We start from the raw sequence: 15,940 nt of genomic DNA, 5'->3' as shown, positions 1-15,940 counted from the left end.
AATGGAGGCGCCTCCCGGAGTCGAACCGAGGTCCACGGATTTGCAATCCGCTGCATAGCCACTCTGCCAAGGCGCCTCATTTGTGAATAAAGCTAAGCTTTTTCACCACCCTTTTGAGCCGTGCTCTCTTGGGTACGGGATGCATTCTACGGATTCGAGCGATCGAGTCAACACTATTTTTATTTTTTTAAATCGTTTGACTAGAATTTGTGCGAAAGACGATGGATTGCTTAGTTTTGATACTAAAAATCGCTTAAATACACTTGTTTATCATAAAACTTTGGCTACGCCTTACACTGCTGGCCGTGCGTTGCGTGCATTGAAGTATTAATAATCAGAAGACTCACCTCTCTGAGACTCTCCAAGGACAAAAACAAGACTTAGATCACAAATGGAACTCTATCGAAGCAAAAGCCCCAGATACAAATTGCAAGCATGGCCGTTAACAAGCATTGAAAAGCGAGAGAAGCAAAAAAATGCTGTAGATTGCCTTAGATACAAAAAAGCAGGCTACTAAGCCTGCTTTCTAACATCAGTATTTAATGGTGCTCTTCATTCAACAGATCGTCTTTCGCAGCAGCTAAATATTGAATCATTGACCAATATGTCAAGAAAGTTGCCACATACAAGGCCGCAAAGCCTAGCCAAACCATCCATTCATCGTAACGCCATATCAACACCCATAAGGCGAACATTTGCGAAACAGTTTTTACTTTGCCAACCCAAGATACCGCAACACTCGCTCGCTTACCGATTTCAGCCATCCATTCTCGCAATGCTGAGATAATGATTTCTCGCGCAATCATCGTTACCGCAGGAATGGTCACCCAAATTGAATGATAATGTTCCGTGATTAGAATCAATGCCGTTGCCACTAGCACTTTATCAGCGACAGGATCAATAAACGCGCCAAAACGAGAAGTTTGGCCAAGTTTACGGGCCAACATGCCGTCAAGCCAGTCAGTAAAACCCGCGACCCAAAACACCATTGCTGCTGCAAACGGTGCCCATGAATAAGGTAGATAAAAGACAACCACAAAAACAGGGATTAGGAACAGTCTAAGAAGAGACAGAATGTTCGGGATATTCAAACGCATTTTATTATTCTCTTACACATTGCGGCTTAATGTTGCGCGATTTTCCTTATTGTTTCAATGCTTGGAAAATAATTTCTGCTAAAGAGTGACTTATTCCCGGTACTTTGGCGATTTCTTCGACACTTGCACGTTTAAGTTCTTGTAACCCACCCATGTACTTGAGTAACGCCTGACGTCGTTTAGGGCCGATTCCCTCAATCCCTTCGAGTGCACTCGTACGTCTGGTTTTACCTCGCTTAGCACGGTGCCCCGCTATAGCATGGTTATGGCTTTCATCACGAATATGTTGGATAAGATGCAGCGCAGGAGCATCGCTTGGTAAATGAAACTCGTCCCCATCGACTGTAATCAGCGTTTCTAAACCTGGTTTGCGAGTAACGCCTTTTGCAATACCAATCATGATAGGACGCTTTGGCCAATCCCCCCAGTACTGCGAAATGATGTCATGCGCACGATTTAACTGACCTTTACCGCCATCGATAAAGATGATGTCGGGAATTTTCTCTACGTCCAATTGCTTCGAATAACGGCGCTCCAACGCTTGTCCCATTGCTGCGTAATCATCACCACCGGTAATCCCAGTAATGTTGTAGCGACGATACTCTTGCTTAACGGGGCCTTCATTGTTGAACACCACACATGACGCAATCGTGCTTTCCCCCATCGTATGGGAGATATCAAAACATTCCATTCGAGCTATAGACTCCAAATTCAATGTTTCGCGAAGCGCATGAAAACGCTGATTAATCGTCATCTTGTGATTGATTTTGGTGGTAATCGCCGTTAGTGCATTCGTGTTCGAAAGCTTGAGATACCTTGCTCGAGAGCCAGTTGGCGACGTATGAAAATGAACCTTACGGCCTGCCACTTCACTTAACGCTTTCTGTATTGGCGCAATATCTTCTGCCAACTCTTGATTCAAAATAATACGAGAAGGAATTGTACGTGCTTCGTTATGGCTCAAATAGTATTGAGTCAGAAAACTATCGAACACTTCCTGCTGGCTTGTATTTTGTGGGATTTTCGGAAAATGGCTACGGCTACCAAGCACTTTGCCTTGGCGTATCATCAGGATATGGATACACGCGATACCATTCTCCTGAGCAAACCCGAGTACATCCATATCATCCATGCTGTCTTCTGAGACGTACTGCTGCTCTTGAACACGCCTAATCGCTTGGATTTGATCGCGAAATTTAGCGGCATCTTCAAAGCGCAATTGCTGACTGGCAACTTCCATTTTCTCAATCAACTGTTTGAGTACTTGCTGATCTTTGCCTTGCAAAAACATGCGCACAAAGCCAACCAACTCTGCATATTCTTCATCAGAAATGATGGTATTAACGCATGGTCCTGCACAACGACCAATTTGGTACATCAAACATGGGCGCGTTCGGTTGGAATAGACAGTGTCTTCACACTGGCGCACAGGAAATATCTTTTGCAGCAAATGCAATGTTTCTCTTACTGCACCAGAATCTGGGTAGGGGCCAAAATATTCACCTTTGCGCTTCTTGGCGCCACGGTGGATAGAAAGCCGTGGGTGCTTATGACCGCTAATAAAGATATAAGGGTAAGACTTATCATCTCGCAGCAACACATTGTATTTCGGCAAATACTGCTTGATGTAGTTATGCTCTAAGATCAGCGCTTCTGTCTCAGTGTGAGTCACCGTGACGTCTATTTTGGCGATATTACTGACAAGCGCGCGAGTTTTCTCACTGTCTACTTTTTTCCGAAAGTAGCTTGAAAGGCGCTTTTTAAGGTCTTTGGCTTTACCTACGTAGATTACAACAGCTTCGGCGTTGTACATTCTGTAAACGCCGGGCTGATTAGTTACTGTCTTGAGAAAGGAAGCCGAATCGAAGGGAGGATTCACGCTAAAGGGTCTCGGTGTCCAGCATTCCGTGGCGAATCGCTAAGTGAGTTAACTCAACGTCACCATTAATGTCCAATTTACTAAAGAGTCGGTAGCGATAGCTGTTGACTGTCTTTGGACTTAAATTAAGTTGCTCAGAAATATCCGTTACCTTTTGGCCTTTGGTGATCATAAGCATGATCTGCAATTCACGCTCGGATAAGTCTTTAAAAGGGTTCTCAGAGGCTGGAGAAAATTGACTCAATGCCATCTGCTGCGCAATCTCTGGCGAGATGTAACGCTGCCCACTATTAACTACACGAATCGCATTCACCATTTCGTCAGGGCCAGCACCTTTGGTTAAATAACCAGACGCACCTGCCTGCATCACCTTGGTTGGAAACGGGTTTTCTGTATGAACGGTAAGTACGATGATTTTCACATCAGGATTCACGCGAAGAATTTTTTTAGTGGCTTCCAAGCCGCCAATTCCTGGCATGTTCATGTCCATTAAAACGACGTCAGCATGATTACTGCGACACCATTTTACTGCATCTTCACCGCTGTCAGCTTCTCCTGCTACGTTCATTCCACGGACGTCTTCAATAATACGTCGTATCCCTGTGCGAACCAGCTCGTGATCATCTACAAGGAAAACATTTATCAAACTTGTATCTCCACACTTTGTATTGGTTCTGCACCCACATAACCATTATTTGTTAAATGTGGATATCAGTATGACTGCCTATATACTAACGTAATCGACAAAAAATTGCTTTCTATGAATATGTGCTGAAACGCAAACTTTAGCAAGAACTTATTCATAAACCACTCTATTATTTTAGAGCGTGATGAGCAGAACCGAAATCTAAGAAAAGACAATTAACAACATTAAGTACAATAAATCAAGTAACTAGATTTCATATTGCCCAGAGAAACACGCTATAACTTAAAATGACACTGTCCCTCTTGCACCAAAGACTAACTTGTAATCACTAATTCCAGCAAAAATTGAGACGCTTTCTTTACTGGTTATTTTTACAGTTCTTAGTGTTAAACTAACGTTCTTCAAGTTTTCTAAGGTTTCTCACATTTGAATATCCAACAAGGCTTTCTGCTTACTCGACAGGCACGAGACATCAAAGGTCAAACTCAAATCGAGTTGTGGCTTTCGACAGAAGCAGGTCCTACTCAGTTACTTATTAATGGTGAGAAGCCAGTATTTTTCATCGCTCAGAAACACTCAGAGCAAGCAAAGACACTCGCACGAGAAAAAAACATATTCGTCGACATCCGCCTTTTGGATCTCAAAACGTTTGAACATACGCCTCTTGCTGCCTGCTATACCAATGTAACCAGAGACGCTCTCGCACTCAAAGACACATTCGCTCAAAAAGATATCACTACGTACGAAAGTGATATTCGCCTCGCCGATCGCTACCTAATGGAGCGTTTTATCAAAGGCAGTATCGAGTTTACAGGCAATGTGACTCGCACCAATGGCTACCAACGCGTCCAGAGCGCAAAATGCCGTGCGGGGCAATATGAGCCGAAGTTAAACGTTGTCTCGCTAGATATAGAATGCTCTGAGAAAGGCATTCTTTACTCAATCGGATTAGACAGCGTCATGGATTCCCGCGTTATCATGATCGGAGAAGCAGAACCTTCGGAGACACCGATACAATGGGTTAAGGATGAAAAAGCGCTTCTAGAAGCACTCATCGTTTGGTTTAAACAGTTCGACCCCGATGTCATTGTCGGTTGGAACGTCATTGATTTTGACTTTCGTCTGCTACACAAACGAGCAGAATGGCACAACATGAAGCTAATGCTTGGTAGAGCAGACCAAGCCAGCTTTTTCAGAAGTTCATCTCAAAGCCAACAAGGGTTTATTTCCATTCCAGGGCGAGTTGTAATGGACGGTATCGATACGTTAAAAACGGCGACTTATCACTTTCGGTCTTGGTCATTAGAGTCTGTATCTCAAGAACTCTTAGGGGAAGGGAAAGAAATCCACAACGTTCATGACCGCATGGATGAGATCAATCGTATGTACCGCTCCGACAAACCATCGCTGGCTAAATATAATTTACAAGACTGCGTGTTAGTGAATAAGATTTTCAATCACACTCACCTGCTTGACTTTGCAATAGAGCGCTCTCGTCTCACTGGTGTCGAACTGGATCGTGTCGGCGGTTCGGTTGCAGCATTCACAAACCTATACATGCCTCAGATACACCGAGCAGGCTACGTTGCCCCAAACCTACACCCTGAAAGTTGGATTGCGAGCCCAGGCGGTTACGTGATGGACTCCATCCCTAACCTATATGATTCTGTTTTAGTATTGGATTTTAAGAGTCTATATCCATCGATTATTCGCTCTTTCTTGATTGATCCTATGGGTTTAGTTGAGGGGTTATTGCTCGATATTGGAAAAGAAGAAAATCAGGCTGTACCTGGCTTTCGCGGTGGGCAGTTCCATCGTACGAAACACTTTTTACCAGAAATGATTGAAAAGCTTTGGGCAGCACGTGATGTTGCAAAGAAGAACAATGAAAAAGCTTTTTCTCAGGCAATCAAAATCATCATGAACTCCTTTTATGGCGTACTGGGCTCATCGGGATGTCGTTTCTTTGATACTCGGTTAGCTTCTAGTATTACCATGCGCGGACATGAAATCATGAAGCAAACCAAGGTGCTGATCGAGGAGCAAGGATATCAAGTGATTTACGGCGATACGGATTCCACATTCGTGTCGTTGAATCGACCATACAGTCAAGTAGAAGCTGACGCTGTTGGAAATCAATTAGTTGATTACATCAACTCTTGGTGGCAAGAACACCTGCGTTCTGAGTACAACCTAACATCTATGTTGGAAATCGAGTATGAAACCCATTATCGCAGATTCCTTATGCCAACGATTCGTGGCGCAGAAACTGGCTCGAAAAAGCGCTATGCGGGTTTAATCGGTGAAGGAGAGCAAGAACGGATTGTATTTAAAGGGTTAGAAAGTGCCCGTACTGACTGGACCTCGTTAGCACAGAAATTTCAAAATACACTCTATAGCATGATTTTCCATGGTGAAGATCCAAGCGACTATGTCCGAGAGATGGTTGAGAAAACTAACAACGGTGAATTTGATGAACAGTTGGTGTATCAAAAGCGACTGCGCAGAAAACTGCATGAGTATCAGAAGAACGTCCCGCCACAAGTGCGTGCAGCTCGTTTAGCGGATGAGATAAATGCCAAGCTTGGCCGCCCATTACAGTATCAAAACCAAGGACGAATTGAATACATTATTACCGTGAACGGCCCTGAACCTTATGAGTACCTCAATAGCCCGATTGATTATCAACATTACATTGATAAACAACTCAAACCCGTTGCAGATGCGATTCTCCCTTTCATTGGGACGGACTTTGACAGGCTTTCAGCGCCGCAAATGGGGTTGTTTTAGCCGATACGAAACTCTGTTTTCTGGTACTGTTTGACTAACCAATCACCAAACGCATCAATTAGCCCGATAACAGAACGCTTGGGAATCCCCCGGCCAGAAAGTAAAATTTCTAGCCGCTCGATCTCAAGCTGCTTTTCAGGATGATAAGTTAAGAATACCTTGCCACACTCTACGGGGTCATCAAACCAACGTTTATCTCGATACATCACCAAAGAGTATGACGCTCTTAGTAACTTTTTAGCAATCACGCGCTGGGCGGCCACCTGCTCTTCTATCGTCTTCGCTTGTACGATTTTTTTGCGATAAGCCGTAATCCAATCTTCCACATCCATATTCCAGTGCTTAGCAATTTCCCAACTTGGGACGTAATCACCAAAACAGTCTGCTAGATCATCACCATAAACACAGACACAGCAATGCTTAAGCATAAAGCCCCAAGTGAAAATACTGTCTAAATTAGCTACTTCGCTCACTAAGGCTGTACGGACCGATACACCATTAACGTGAGGGTAACTCTGCTGCGCACGCCACTTAATTGTGTTGAGCAAAGTCGCGCTATTGTGCTCAAAGGATGATTGAGTAACGACAACCAAGTCTAAGTTCGACTTCCCAACGATCGCTGTTTTGCGAGCAACACTACCGTATACATAAACGCTGTGTAAGTTTTGCCCCAGTCCACCTTTGAGACAAGCGGTGACTTCCCTAATTAAAGGCGCAAACTCTGGTTGAAATGGTTGTTTAGGATCGATAACAGGCAGAGACATGACTTAAAACGTGTTCTCAGATGGTTCAAGAAGTTGGGCTATATGTTCTCTTAGCCGACTCACCGAATCAAGTCCATTCAGGTGTTTAGTCATGGGAGTAACAACAAATTTCTGCAATGAATTTTAATGCTAGGCGGCTAACTTAGCGCTATAATCACCGAGTTTTGCTTAATAAGTATGAATAGGAATATACAATGCCAAAGGCAAGTGAAATCAAAAAAGGCTTCGCAATCGAGTCTAATGGTAAAACTCTTCTAGTTAAAGACATCGAAGTAACGACTCCTGGCGGTCGTGGCGGCGCTAAAATCTACAAAATGCGTTGTACAGATCTAAACACGGGCGCACGTGTAGATGAGCGTTACAAGTCTGATGACGTTGTTGAAACGGTAGAAATGAACAAACGTGCAGTTGTGTACTCATACGCTGACGGCGATGAGCACATCTTCATGGATAACGAAGACTACTCACAATACACATTCAAGCACAATGAAGTTGAAGACGACATGCTGTTCATCAACGAAGATACACAAGGTATCCACATTATCCTTGTTAACGGTGCTGCAGTGGGTATTGAACTACCATCTTCTGTTGAGCTAGTGATTGAAGAAACTGACCCTTCAATCAAAGGTGCTTCTGCATCTGCTCGCACTAAGCCAGCACGCTTCGCTTCAGGTCTTGTCATCCAGGTTCCTGAGTACATTGCAACTGGTGACCGTGTTATCATTAACACAGCTGAACGTAAATACATGAGCCGAGCATAAGCATGTCTGATTTGATTTCTTACGACGACGTCATCGACGCAGCGTACGACATTTTCCTTGAGATGGCTCCAGATAACCTAGAGCCTGCTGACGTGATTCTGTTTACTGCGCAATTTGAAGATCGTGGTGCCGCAGAACTTGTTGAAACCGGTGATGACTGGGTTGAACATGTTGGCTTCGAGATCGACAAAGAAGTATATGCAGAGGTTCGTATCGGCCTAGTAAATGAGGAAAATGACGTTCTTGATGACGTATTTGCTCGTATGCTAATCAGCCGAGACCCTGAACATAAGTTCTGCCATATGCTTTGGAAACGCGATTAACGTTTCTTCATCATGAACAAAGATACCAGCCTAGTGCTGGTATTTTTTTATCTGTTATTTTCGTCTAGCTGAGATATTTGTTTATACAAAGCACCCTGCTCTATATAGGCTTTAGACCCTTTTGTTATGTAACAGATAAGAAAAAGGCTTGCCGAATTGGCAAGCCTTTCTGATGTTTTGCTATCGATTAACGATGCTTGTTGCGTGCGCCTTGGTCACCAGCAGTCTTCTTCGGCTTACGACGAGAAGGGTTGTTGCTGCGACCTTTTGGCGTGTTAACACGCTCTTCATGGCGCTTAACTGCGCGACGAATTTTTTGGCTGCGTGCACGCTCACGTTTGCGTGACGTGTTGTCTTTGTTCAGATCAAGCATGGTTTCTTTCTCTGGACGAAGCTCTACAAGCTCACGCAAGTAGTTTACTTCTTTCAGGTCAAGCTCCATCCAACCGCCACGAGGCAGTTTCTTGTCTAAGAAGATGTCGCCGTAACGAACACGTTTCAGACGGCTAACGGTACACTCTTGCGATTCCCATAGTCGACGAACTTCGCGGTTACGACCTTCGTTGATAACAACGTAAAACGTGTGGTTCATGCCTTCACCACCCGCGTAAACAACATCTTCAAAGCGAGCTAAACCGTCTTCCAGTTCAACACCTTTTACTAGATTACGAACTTTCTGTTCAGTTACTTCACCGAACACACGTACTAGGTATTCACGTTCAACTTGGCGGCTTGGGTGCATTAAGCGGTTCGCCAGTTCACCATCCGTTGTGAAAAGTAGAAGACCAGAAGTGTTCGCATCCAGACGACCAACTGAAATCCAACGAGAGCCACGAATTTTTGGCAGACGATCAAAAACAGTACGACGACCTTCTGGATCGTGACGAGTACACAGTTCACCCTCAGGTTTGTAGTACGCAAGTACACGACAAATCACTTCTTCTTGAATCTTTGCAGAGACAATGTGACCATCGATACGAACTACGCTGCTCTCGTCTTCAAGTCTTTCACCAAGCTTAGCGACTACACCGTTCACGCTAACGCGACCAGATTTAATTAACGATTCAATCTCACGACGAGAACCGTGACCAGCACGTGCTAATACTTTTTGTAACTTTTCGCTCATTTATCTACCTATGTGTCGTCTTCACAGACGTCTAGACCAGGATTGGTCTGCATTTTGCTATTTACCCATTTCAGTGGGATTTTTCGGTCGGACATTATACGTAACTTTCTTAGTTAATGTAAGCTAAATCGGCGCCATTCTCTACACCAAAATTCACTTCAAAAATGACCGAAATATTTGTCCTATTCTGCAACTTTTTTACTACTTAAAGCAGTCATTGCTCAACGAGAATCCCACTAATATCGGTCTTCCTGAACCACTTTAACCACGCGGTACCTGATAAAATTGTCAGGGTTACAACAATAACCACTTGGGGTGTGTTTACTGTTCGTATTGCTAGAAAACAACGAAGAATAAGCCGTCCCGGTTTGCTGCTAAGTAATACCAATCACCGCAGACAATGAGCGCTCATAGCAAAGCACGGTCGTGGGTAACAAGACAAAAATTGTCTTTAAGTCATTAGTTCACATCAAAAATAACACTAATGCTATCGTGTACTCTGACTCACTCGGTTCGCTCTGCACTCTCGGCGATTGGCATAAATCAGACAAAAAGGAATAGAACAATGTCTATGCTAAATCTCGACCTAAATTGGATTTTTGGGACATCTCAAGATGACGATATGACAGGCACAAAAGGCTCTGAAACAACCGATATTTTCTTCGGCTTCTGTGGTGATGATAAGTTTGTAGGATACGGAGGTAATGATATTGTCTTCGGTGGCTGGGGAGACGATACCTTGCTTGGTGGCCGAGGTAACGACTTTGTTTCTGGCGGCTTTGGAAACGATTTCCTATCCGGAGGATTAGGAAACGACAAACTCTTTGGTGGCTGTGGCGACGACACAATTTTTGATTATTCAGGCAACAACTACTTGAGTGGTGGCTGGGGTAACGACACCCTCGTTGTTGGTGATGGTGAATCAGTACTGAGCGGTGGCTGTGGAGACGACACCTTCGTGCTTACAAACCGCCTGGCTATTGGTGTACCTGATCAGCCAGTATCTTCCAACGATATTGATGTCAAAGCCGACATTGTCGATTTTAATATTTTCCATGACAAACTTGTCTTTGATATGGGCCGAGACACTGATAACGATGGCATTCGAGATACGTTCTTGGATTCAGCGGATGATCTGACTTTATCTTACAATGAATGTGGCTGGGCAGTATTCTCAAGTGATGAATACAATGTTGAAGTGACACTAAACGGTGTGAGCTCTGCATACATCAACTATGCAGAACAAAATGGTATCGACATTTTCGATTTTGCTTAACCTCAATCAGTTAAGTTCAATGAGATATTCGATATGACAACTAAAATAGGAGGCGCGATGCCTCCTATTTTGTTTGGCGGTGGTGCGTCTACTATTCGAATGGTGCAGGGTCACCTGATCCCAAACGAACTACAACAGGTTCACCTTCGCTAAAGTCAATTACAGTCGTAGGTTGTTCACCTAGGTAACCGCCATTAAGAATCACATCAACCGCATGTTCTAGTTTATCGCGAATATCCTCTGGATCAGATTCTGTTACGTCACTGCCAGGTAGAATCAACGACGTAGACATCATCGGTTCACCTAATGCTTCCAACAAGTCCAAGGCAATTTGATTGTCTGGGACACGGATACCGATGGTCTTACGTTTTGCATTCATCAAACGACGCGGCACTTCTTTTGTGCCTTTGAAGATGAAGGTGTAAGGACCTGGTGTGTTATTTTTCAGCAGTCGGAATGCAGAGTTATCCACTCGCGCATAGAGAGAAAGCTCCGACAAATCACGACACAGTAAAGTAAAGTTATGCTTATCATCCAGACGACGAATCTGACAGATTCGTTCCAGTGCTTGTTTGTTCTCCAACTGACAGCCAAGTGCGTACCCTGAATCAGTAGGGTAAACCACAACGCCGCCGTTACGAATGATTGCTACTGCTTGATTAATCAAGCGAGCCTGTGGGTTTTCTGGGTGAACGTAAAAAAACTGGCTCATTGTAATTCCTCATTATCGAGCCTCTCGGCTCTATATTTTTATGGGTTCTCGACTTCGTATTACTGAGTATTATTCAACGAAGGATCTATTCCCCAATCTTTCCAAACTGGTTCGACGCCAGCAGGCAACCATAGGTTCCTTCCTAGCTCCATCCACGGTGATGGGTAGTGAAAATCACTGCCTTGAGAGGCTAATAGTTTGTATTGTATAGCATAATCAGCCAAGTTGCGCCTTTCTTGTTGCGCTTGCTGTGGCTGTGCAACTTCCATCGCATCACCACCTGCTTCGACAAACGCTGCTAGAAGACGCTTAATCCACTTCGCTGTCAACTTATATCTGCCAGGATGCGCTAATACCGCCATTCCACCAGCCGCATGGATAGCATCAACCGCATCCTTCATCGAACACCAATTCGGTGGTACATAACCTGGGTTATTACGCGTTAGGTATTTTTTAAACACCATTTGCATGGTTTTTGCGTAACCATTATCTACCAACCATTTCGCGAAATGCGCTCTTGTCACTGGAGCATCACCGGCGATTTGCCTTACCTCTTCAAGCACACCTACTCGAGTTGCTTTTTGTAGTCGCTCTGCAATTAACTCAGATCGTGTTATGCGATGCTGCTTCTGCTGTTCTATGAGGGCAGATAATTGTTCATTTTCCGGATCAATATTCAGGCCGACAATATGAATGTCTTTGTTTTGCCAGACGGTCGATATCTCAATGCCATTGATGATTTTTATCGGCAAATTATTATCTTGAACGTATTGCTTAGCTAACGCCAAACCGTCAACCGTATCGTGATCAGTGATCGCCAAAACCTCGATATCAAAACTCAGCGCCCTTTCCACTAAATCTTTAGGTTCTAACCGACCGTCCGATGCAGTGGTGTGACTATGTAAATCAATTCTCATATTTTTATCGTTTTAATGCCGTTTTGGGGTTGACTTTTTACTCTCGCACTAGTTAACTAGTACACAAATACAAAGTACGTAATTTAAGGTTCACCATGTTACAAGAATTTAACCAAAACCAAAAAGCGAAAGTTGCGGTTTGTCTTAATAAGGCAAACTCATCAGATCTTGCTTGGTGGCGCACTTGGACTAGTTCTTGGTGGGCAAACGTATACTTCTAGTTTATAGAACCAAACGTTGTAAAGCCCGCTACTTAAGCGGGCTTTTTTGTTTTGTTGCTCATTTCACATTCAACTGCCTAAACATTAATCGAATATGGCCAACTCTAGATTGGGAGAACGTTTGCTTTATGCGACTATGTACGGCAGGAAGATTTAAACAGCTACAAGGAGGTCTTGTGAACAAGGCCATTGAAATTAAGAAACTTGGACAGCTTGAAGTGCTAACGGCTTCCGTCCCTTATACTCAAGACCCGACTCGCTTGTTCCACACACTATGTGAGAACAAAACTGACAGCCTATTGCTGGAATCTGCTGAGATCGATTCAAAGCAAAATTTAAAATCCCTGCTGATCGTAGATTCAGCGGTTCGCATTGTTTGCTTCGGCCATACCGTTAGCATGCACGCCTTGACCAATAACGGTAAAAACCTACTGTCTCACCTAAACCAAAACATCCGTGGTGACGTTGAGAGCAAGTTCGATGGCGAAACGCTAACTTTGGAGTTTAACCAGCCATGCGACACGTTAGATGAAGACTCTCGCCTACGTGAAGCCTCTTCTTTCGATGCGCTGCGTTTGGTTCAGCATAGTTTTGATATTTCGCAGCAAGACAAGCACGCGATTTTCCTTGGTGGTCTGTTTGCCTACGACTTAGTCGCAAACTTCGAGCCGCTTGGTAATGCAAAAGCAACAAATCAGTGTCCAGATTACGTTTTCTACGTAGCGGAAACACTACTTGTTGTCGACCATCAAACGGAATCTTGCCAGCTTCAAGCGACGTTGTTTGTTGATGGTTCAGAGAAAACAACGTTAGAGACTCGTATTGCAGAAATTAGCGTCCAGTGTGCAGCGCCAAAACTGTTGCCGAGTGCAGAGCAAATAACAGATGTAACGGTAGAACCTAGCGTGTCTGATACAGACTTCTGCCAAACCGTTCGCGACTTAAAAGAGTTCGTAGTGAAAGGCGATGTATTCCAAGTTGTACCGTCTCGTAGATTCACTCTACCTTGCCCTTCTCCACTCGCGGCTTACAAAGAACTGAAACAAAGTAACCCAAGCCCTTACATGTTTTACATGCAAGATGAGCTGTTCACTCTGTTTGGCGCATCACCAGAAAGTGCGCTTAAGTACGAAACACACACTAACCAAATTGAAATCTACCCAATAGCAGGCACACGTCGCCGTGGTAAGCGCCCTAACGGCGAGATTGATTTCGACCTAGATAGTCGCATCGAACTTGAACTGCGCACCGACATGAAAGAAAACGCAGAACACATGATGTTGGTTGACTTGGCACGTAACGACGTCGCTCGTATTGCTCAATCTGGTACTCGCCACGTAGCAGACCTTCTAAAAGTCGACCGCTACAGCCACGTAATGCACTTGGTGTCTCGTGTGGTTGGTCAACTGCGTGAAGACCTAGACGCGCTGCACGCATACCAAGCATGTATGAACATGGGTACGCTCACCGGCGCACCTAAGATTCGTGCCATGCAGTTGATTCGCGATGTAGAAGGCGCACGACGCGGTAGCTACGGCGGCGCTGTTGGCTACCTCACTGGTGAAGGCACACTCGACACCTGTATCGTGATCCGCTCAGCGTACGTTGAGAACGGCATTGCTCAAGTTCAAGCTGGTGCTGGCGTGGTGTTCGACTCTGATCCACAAGCGGAAGCAGACGAAACGCGCGGCAAAGCACAAGCGGTAATCTCTGCTATCCAAGCAGCGCATAATTCACAATAAGGAATAGGGTTCAGAGATGGCTAATATCATTTTTATCGACAACTTTGACTCGTTCACCTACAACCTTGTGGATCAATTCCGCTCGCTAGGTCACTCAGTCAAGATTTACCGAAACAACATCCCAGCAGAAACCATTGAACAAGCGGTAAATGAGCTTGAAAACCCAGTGGTTCTGCTATCACCAGGTCCTGGTGCACCTTCAGAGGCAGGCTCAATGCCAGAGCTTATCCAACGTATGAAAGGCAAAGTGCCGATGATCGGCATTTGTCTTGGTCACCAAGCGATTGTTGAAGCGTACGGCGGTACTGTTGCTGGCGCGGGCGAAATCATTCACGGTAAGGTCTCTATGATGGAGCACCAAAACCATGCGATTTACCAAAACCTACCATCACCACTTGCAATTGCACGTTACCACTCGCTGGTTGCGACCAAGGTTCCTGAGAGCCTAACCATCACAGCAGAAGTGGATGACTTGGTAATGTCTGTTGTACATGAAGAAGATAAAGTTTGCGGGTTCCAGTTCCACCCGGAATCTATTATGACGACCTACGGAGCAACACTGTTGGCCAATGCCATTGAATGGGCACTTGAAGAACAAACTTCAACGAACCCACTCACTGCTTAAAAAGCACTTGGCACATAAGAAATTTAGGAGAGGAAATATGGAAGCAATCATCAACCCTATTATTACCAAACTGTACGAGCAAGAATCGCTTACTCAGGAAGAGAGCCAACAGCTATTCGACATCATTATCCGTGGTGAACTAGACCCAATTTTGATGGCATCAGCACTGACTGCACTAAAAATCAAAGGCGAAACGCCGGATGAAATAGCAGGCGCGGCAAAAGCACTACTGGCAAACGCAAACCCATTCCCTCGCCCAGATTACGATTTCGCAGATATCGTAGGCACTGGCGGCGACGGTCACAACACCATCAACATTTCAACCACTGCGGCGTTTGTTGCTGCAGCATGTGGTCTAAAAGTAGCGAAACACGGTAACCGCAGCGTTTCAAGCAAATCTGGTTCTTCTGACCTTCTTGATTCATTTGGTATCAACCTAGCTATGAGCGCAGAAGATACGCGCAAAGCGGTAGACGAGATCGGTGTTGCTTTCCTATTTGCACCTCAGTACCACGGTGGTGTGCGCCATGCGATGCCAGTGCGTCAAACCATGAAAACACGCACCATCTTTAACATCCTTGGTCCACTGATTAACCCTGCTCGTCCTAACATCGAATTGATGGGCGTTTACAGTGAAGAACTGGTTCGTCCTATCGCAGAAACCATGCTACAAATGGGTATGAAGCGCGCCGCTGTAGTTCACGGCAGTGGCTTGGACGAAGTAGCAATTCACGGTGAAACAACCGTTGCCGAAATCAAAGACGGTAAGATCACAGAGTACACGCTAACGCCTGCAGACTTCGGTCTAGACGCGCACCCGCTAGAAGCGATCAAAGGTGGCGATCCTGAAGAAAACAAAGCGATCATTACCAATATTCTGACGGGTAAAGGTACAGATGCACAATTGGGTGCAGTGGCAGTAAACGTTGCTCTGCTAATGCGTCTATTCGGCCACGAAGATTTAAAAGCCAACACGCAACAAGCGATTGAGGCAATGAACTCAGGCAAGGCGTACCATTTGGTACAACAACTTGCCGCACACGCTTAAGGAATTGAAGAAG

15 protein-coding genes, 1 tRNA gene and 1 other annotated feature are annotated in these 15,940 nt (G+C 44.7%); of the genes, 8 read left to right on the top strand and 8 right to left on the bottom strand.

Going from position 1 to position 15,940, the window contains the following annotated elements:
- Positions 1 to 2: 2 nt before the first annotated feature.
- From R7040_RS19555 to uvrY, 4 genes are all read right to left on the bottom strand, one after another.
- Positions 3 to 76: transfer RNA gene (locus tag R7040_RS19555), tRNA-Cys, on the bottom strand.
- A 463-nt stretch (positions 77 to 539) separates the two neighbouring features.
- A complete protein-coding gene (gene pgsA / locus R7040_RS19550; RefSeq protein WP_005394805.1) occupies positions 540 to 1,097 on the bottom strand; it encodes a CDP-diacylglycerol--glycerol-3-phosphate 3-phosphatidyltransferase in 558 nt (185 codons plus the stop codon).
- A gap of 46 nt (positions 1,098 to 1,143) precedes the next feature.
- Positions 1,144 to 2,976 carry an excinuclease ABC subunit UvrC gene (gene uvrC / locus R7040_RS19545; protein ID WP_315956421.1) on the bottom strand — a complete coding sequence of 611 codons (1,833 nt, stop codon included), beginning with the start codon at positions 2,974 to 2,976 and terminating at the stop codon, positions 1,144 to 1,146.
- Position 2,977: 1 nt separating this feature from the next.
- Complete coding sequence (uvrY, locus tag R7040_RS19540) at positions 2,978 to 3,622, bottom strand: UvrY/SirA/GacA family response regulator transcription factor (protein WP_005386783.1); 645 nt, start codon at positions 3,620 to 3,622, stop codon at positions 2,978 to 2,980.
- A gap of 426 nt (positions 3,623 to 4,048) precedes the next feature.
- On the opposite strand from uvrY, the gene R7040_RS19535 reads away from it, so the two are divergent.
- Positions 4,049 to 6,412: a DNA polymerase II gene (locus R7040_RS19535; RefSeq protein WP_064354135.1), complete on the top strand. Its 2,364-nt coding sequence runs from the start codon at positions 4,049 to 4,051 to the stop codon at positions 6,410 to 6,412.
- On the opposite strand, the gene R7040_RS19530 is transcribed toward R7040_RS19535, so the two are convergent.
- Positions 6,409 to 7,176 (bottom strand): hypothetical protein, encoded by a 768-nt coding sequence (locus R7040_RS19530; RefSeq protein ID WP_064354136.1) that lies wholly within the window; start codon positions 7,174 to 7,176, stop codon positions 6,409 to 6,411. The two genes, R7040_RS19535 and R7040_RS19530, sit on opposite strands and share 4 nt — an antisense overlap.
- 194 nt (positions 7,177 to 7,370) lie before the next feature.
- Here R7040_RS19530 and yeiP point away from each other — a divergent pair, with 194 nt between their 5' ends.
- Complete coding sequence (yeiP, locus tag R7040_RS19525) at positions 7,371 to 7,937, top strand: elongation factor P-like protein YeiP (protein WP_005376801.1); 567 nt, start codon at positions 7,371 to 7,373, stop codon at positions 7,935 to 7,937.
- Between the two features lie 2 nt (positions 7,938 to 7,939).
- Complete coding sequence (locus R7040_RS19520; RefSeq protein WP_005376800.1) at positions 7,940 to 8,260, top strand: HI1450 family dsDNA-mimic protein; 321 nt, start codon at positions 7,940 to 7,942, stop codon at positions 8,258 to 8,260.
- Positions 8,261 to 8,447: 187 nt separating this feature from the next.
- Here R7040_RS19520 and rluB read toward each other — a convergent pair whose 3' ends face one another.
- The gene (rluB, locus tag R7040_RS19515) at positions 8,448 to 9,386 is read right to left on the bottom strand and encodes a 23S rRNA pseudouridine(2605) synthase RluB (RefSeq protein ID WP_005376798.1); all 939 of its coding nucleotides are present in this window, start codon (positions 9,384 to 9,386) and stop codon (positions 8,448 to 8,450) included.
- A gap of 565 nt (positions 9,387 to 9,951) precedes the next feature.
- On the opposite strand from rluB, the gene R7040_RS19510 reads away from it, so the two are divergent.
- Complete coding sequence (locus R7040_RS19510) at positions 9,952 to 10,662, top strand: calcium-binding protein (RefSeq protein ID WP_005376796.1); 711 nt, start codon at positions 9,952 to 9,954, stop codon at positions 10,660 to 10,662.
- A 91-nt stretch (positions 10,663 to 10,753) separates the two neighbouring features.
- Here R7040_RS19510 and R7040_RS19505 read toward each other — a convergent pair whose 3' ends face one another.
- Entirely contained in the window at positions 10,754 to 11,374 is a 621-nt protein-coding gene (locus R7040_RS19505) for an L-threonylcarbamoyladenylate synthase (protein WP_005376791.1), read from the bottom strand.
- A gap of 59 nt (positions 11,375 to 11,433) precedes the next feature.
- Positions 11,434 to 12,291, bottom strand: coding sequence for an RNase RNM (gene rnm, locus R7040_RS19500; RefSeq protein WP_005386777.1), 858 nt, complete (start codon positions 12,289 to 12,291; stop codon positions 11,434 to 11,436).
- A gap of 95 nt (positions 12,292 to 12,386) precedes the next feature.
- On the opposite strand from rnm, the gene R7040_RS19495 reads away from it, so the two are divergent.
- The 4 genes from R7040_RS19495 to trpD all read left to right on the top strand — a co-directional run bounded on the left by R7040_RS19495 (position 12,387) and on the right by trpD (position 15,927).
- Positions 12,387 to 12,512, top strand: a complete 126-nt coding sequence (locus R7040_RS19495; protein ID WP_005376787.1) for a trp operon leader peptide — start codon at positions 12,387 to 12,389, stop codon at positions 12,510 to 12,512.
- Positions 12,459 to 12,562, top strand: a sequence feature (Trp leader region). (Overlaps the previous gene by 54 nt.)
- Before the next feature lie 126 nt (positions 12,563 to 12,688).
- Positions 12,689 to 14,254, top strand: a complete 1,566-nt coding sequence (locus tag R7040_RS19490; RefSeq protein WP_064354137.1) for an anthranilate synthase component 1 — start codon at positions 12,689 to 12,691, stop codon at positions 14,252 to 14,254.
- 16 nt (positions 14,255 to 14,270) lie between these two features.
- Positions 14,271 to 14,879: an aminodeoxychorismate/anthranilate synthase component II gene (locus R7040_RS19485; RefSeq protein ID WP_053807588.1), complete on the top strand. Its 609-nt coding sequence runs from the start codon at positions 14,271 to 14,273 to the stop codon at positions 14,877 to 14,879.
- Between the two features lie 37 nt (positions 14,880 to 14,916).
- Positions 14,917 to 15,927, top strand: a complete 1,011-nt coding sequence (trpD, locus tag R7040_RS19480; protein WP_213967813.1) for an anthranilate phosphoribosyltransferase — start codon at positions 14,917 to 14,919, stop codon at positions 15,925 to 15,927.
- Positions 15,928 to 15,940 lie beyond the last annotated feature (13 nt).

It is taken from the genome of Vibrio sp. 1069, from assembly GCF_033340555.1.
This window is presented reverse-complemented; position numbering and strand designations above follow the sequence as displayed.

Coding starts and splice junctions, on each gene's coding strand:
- pgsA (WP_005394805.1), bottom strand. CDS start 1,097: ATGCGTTTGAATATCCCGAACATTCTGTCTCTTCTTAGACTGTTCCTA.
- R7040_RS19530 (WP_064354136.1), bottom strand. CDS start 7,176: ATGTCTCTGCCTGTTATCGATCCTAAACAACCATTTCAACCAGAGTTT.
- yeiP (WP_005376801.1), top strand. CDS start 7,371: ATGCCAAAGGCAAGTGAAATCAAAAAAGGCTTCGCAATCGAGTCTAAT.
- R7040_RS19520 (WP_005376800.1), top strand. CDS start 7,940: ATGTCTGATTTGATTTCTTACGACGACGTCATCGACGCAGCGTACGAC.
- rluB (WP_005376798.1), bottom strand. CDS start 9,386: ATGAGCGAAAAGTTACAAAAAGTATTAGCACGTGCTGGTCACGGTTCT.
- R7040_RS19510 (WP_005376796.1), top strand. CDS start 9,952: ATGTCTATGCTAAATCTCGACCTAAATTGGATTTTTGGGACATCTCAA.
- R7040_RS19505 (WP_005376791.1), bottom strand. CDS start 11,374: ATGAGCCAGTTTTTTTACGTTCACCCAGAAAACCCACAGGCTCGCTTG.
- rnm (WP_005386777.1), bottom strand. CDS start 12,291: ATGAGAATTGATTTACATAGTCACACCACTGCATCGGACGGTCGGTTA.
- R7040_RS19495 (WP_005376787.1), top strand. CDS start 12,387: ATGTTACAAGAATTTAACCAAAACCAAAAAGCGAAAGTTGCGGTTTGT.
- R7040_RS19485 (WP_053807588.1), top strand. CDS start 14,271: ATGGCTAATATCATTTTTATCGACAACTTTGACTCGTTCACCTACAAC.
- trpD (WP_213967813.1), top strand. CDS start 14,917: ATGGAAGCAATCATCAACCCTATTATTACCAAACTGTACGAGCAAGAA.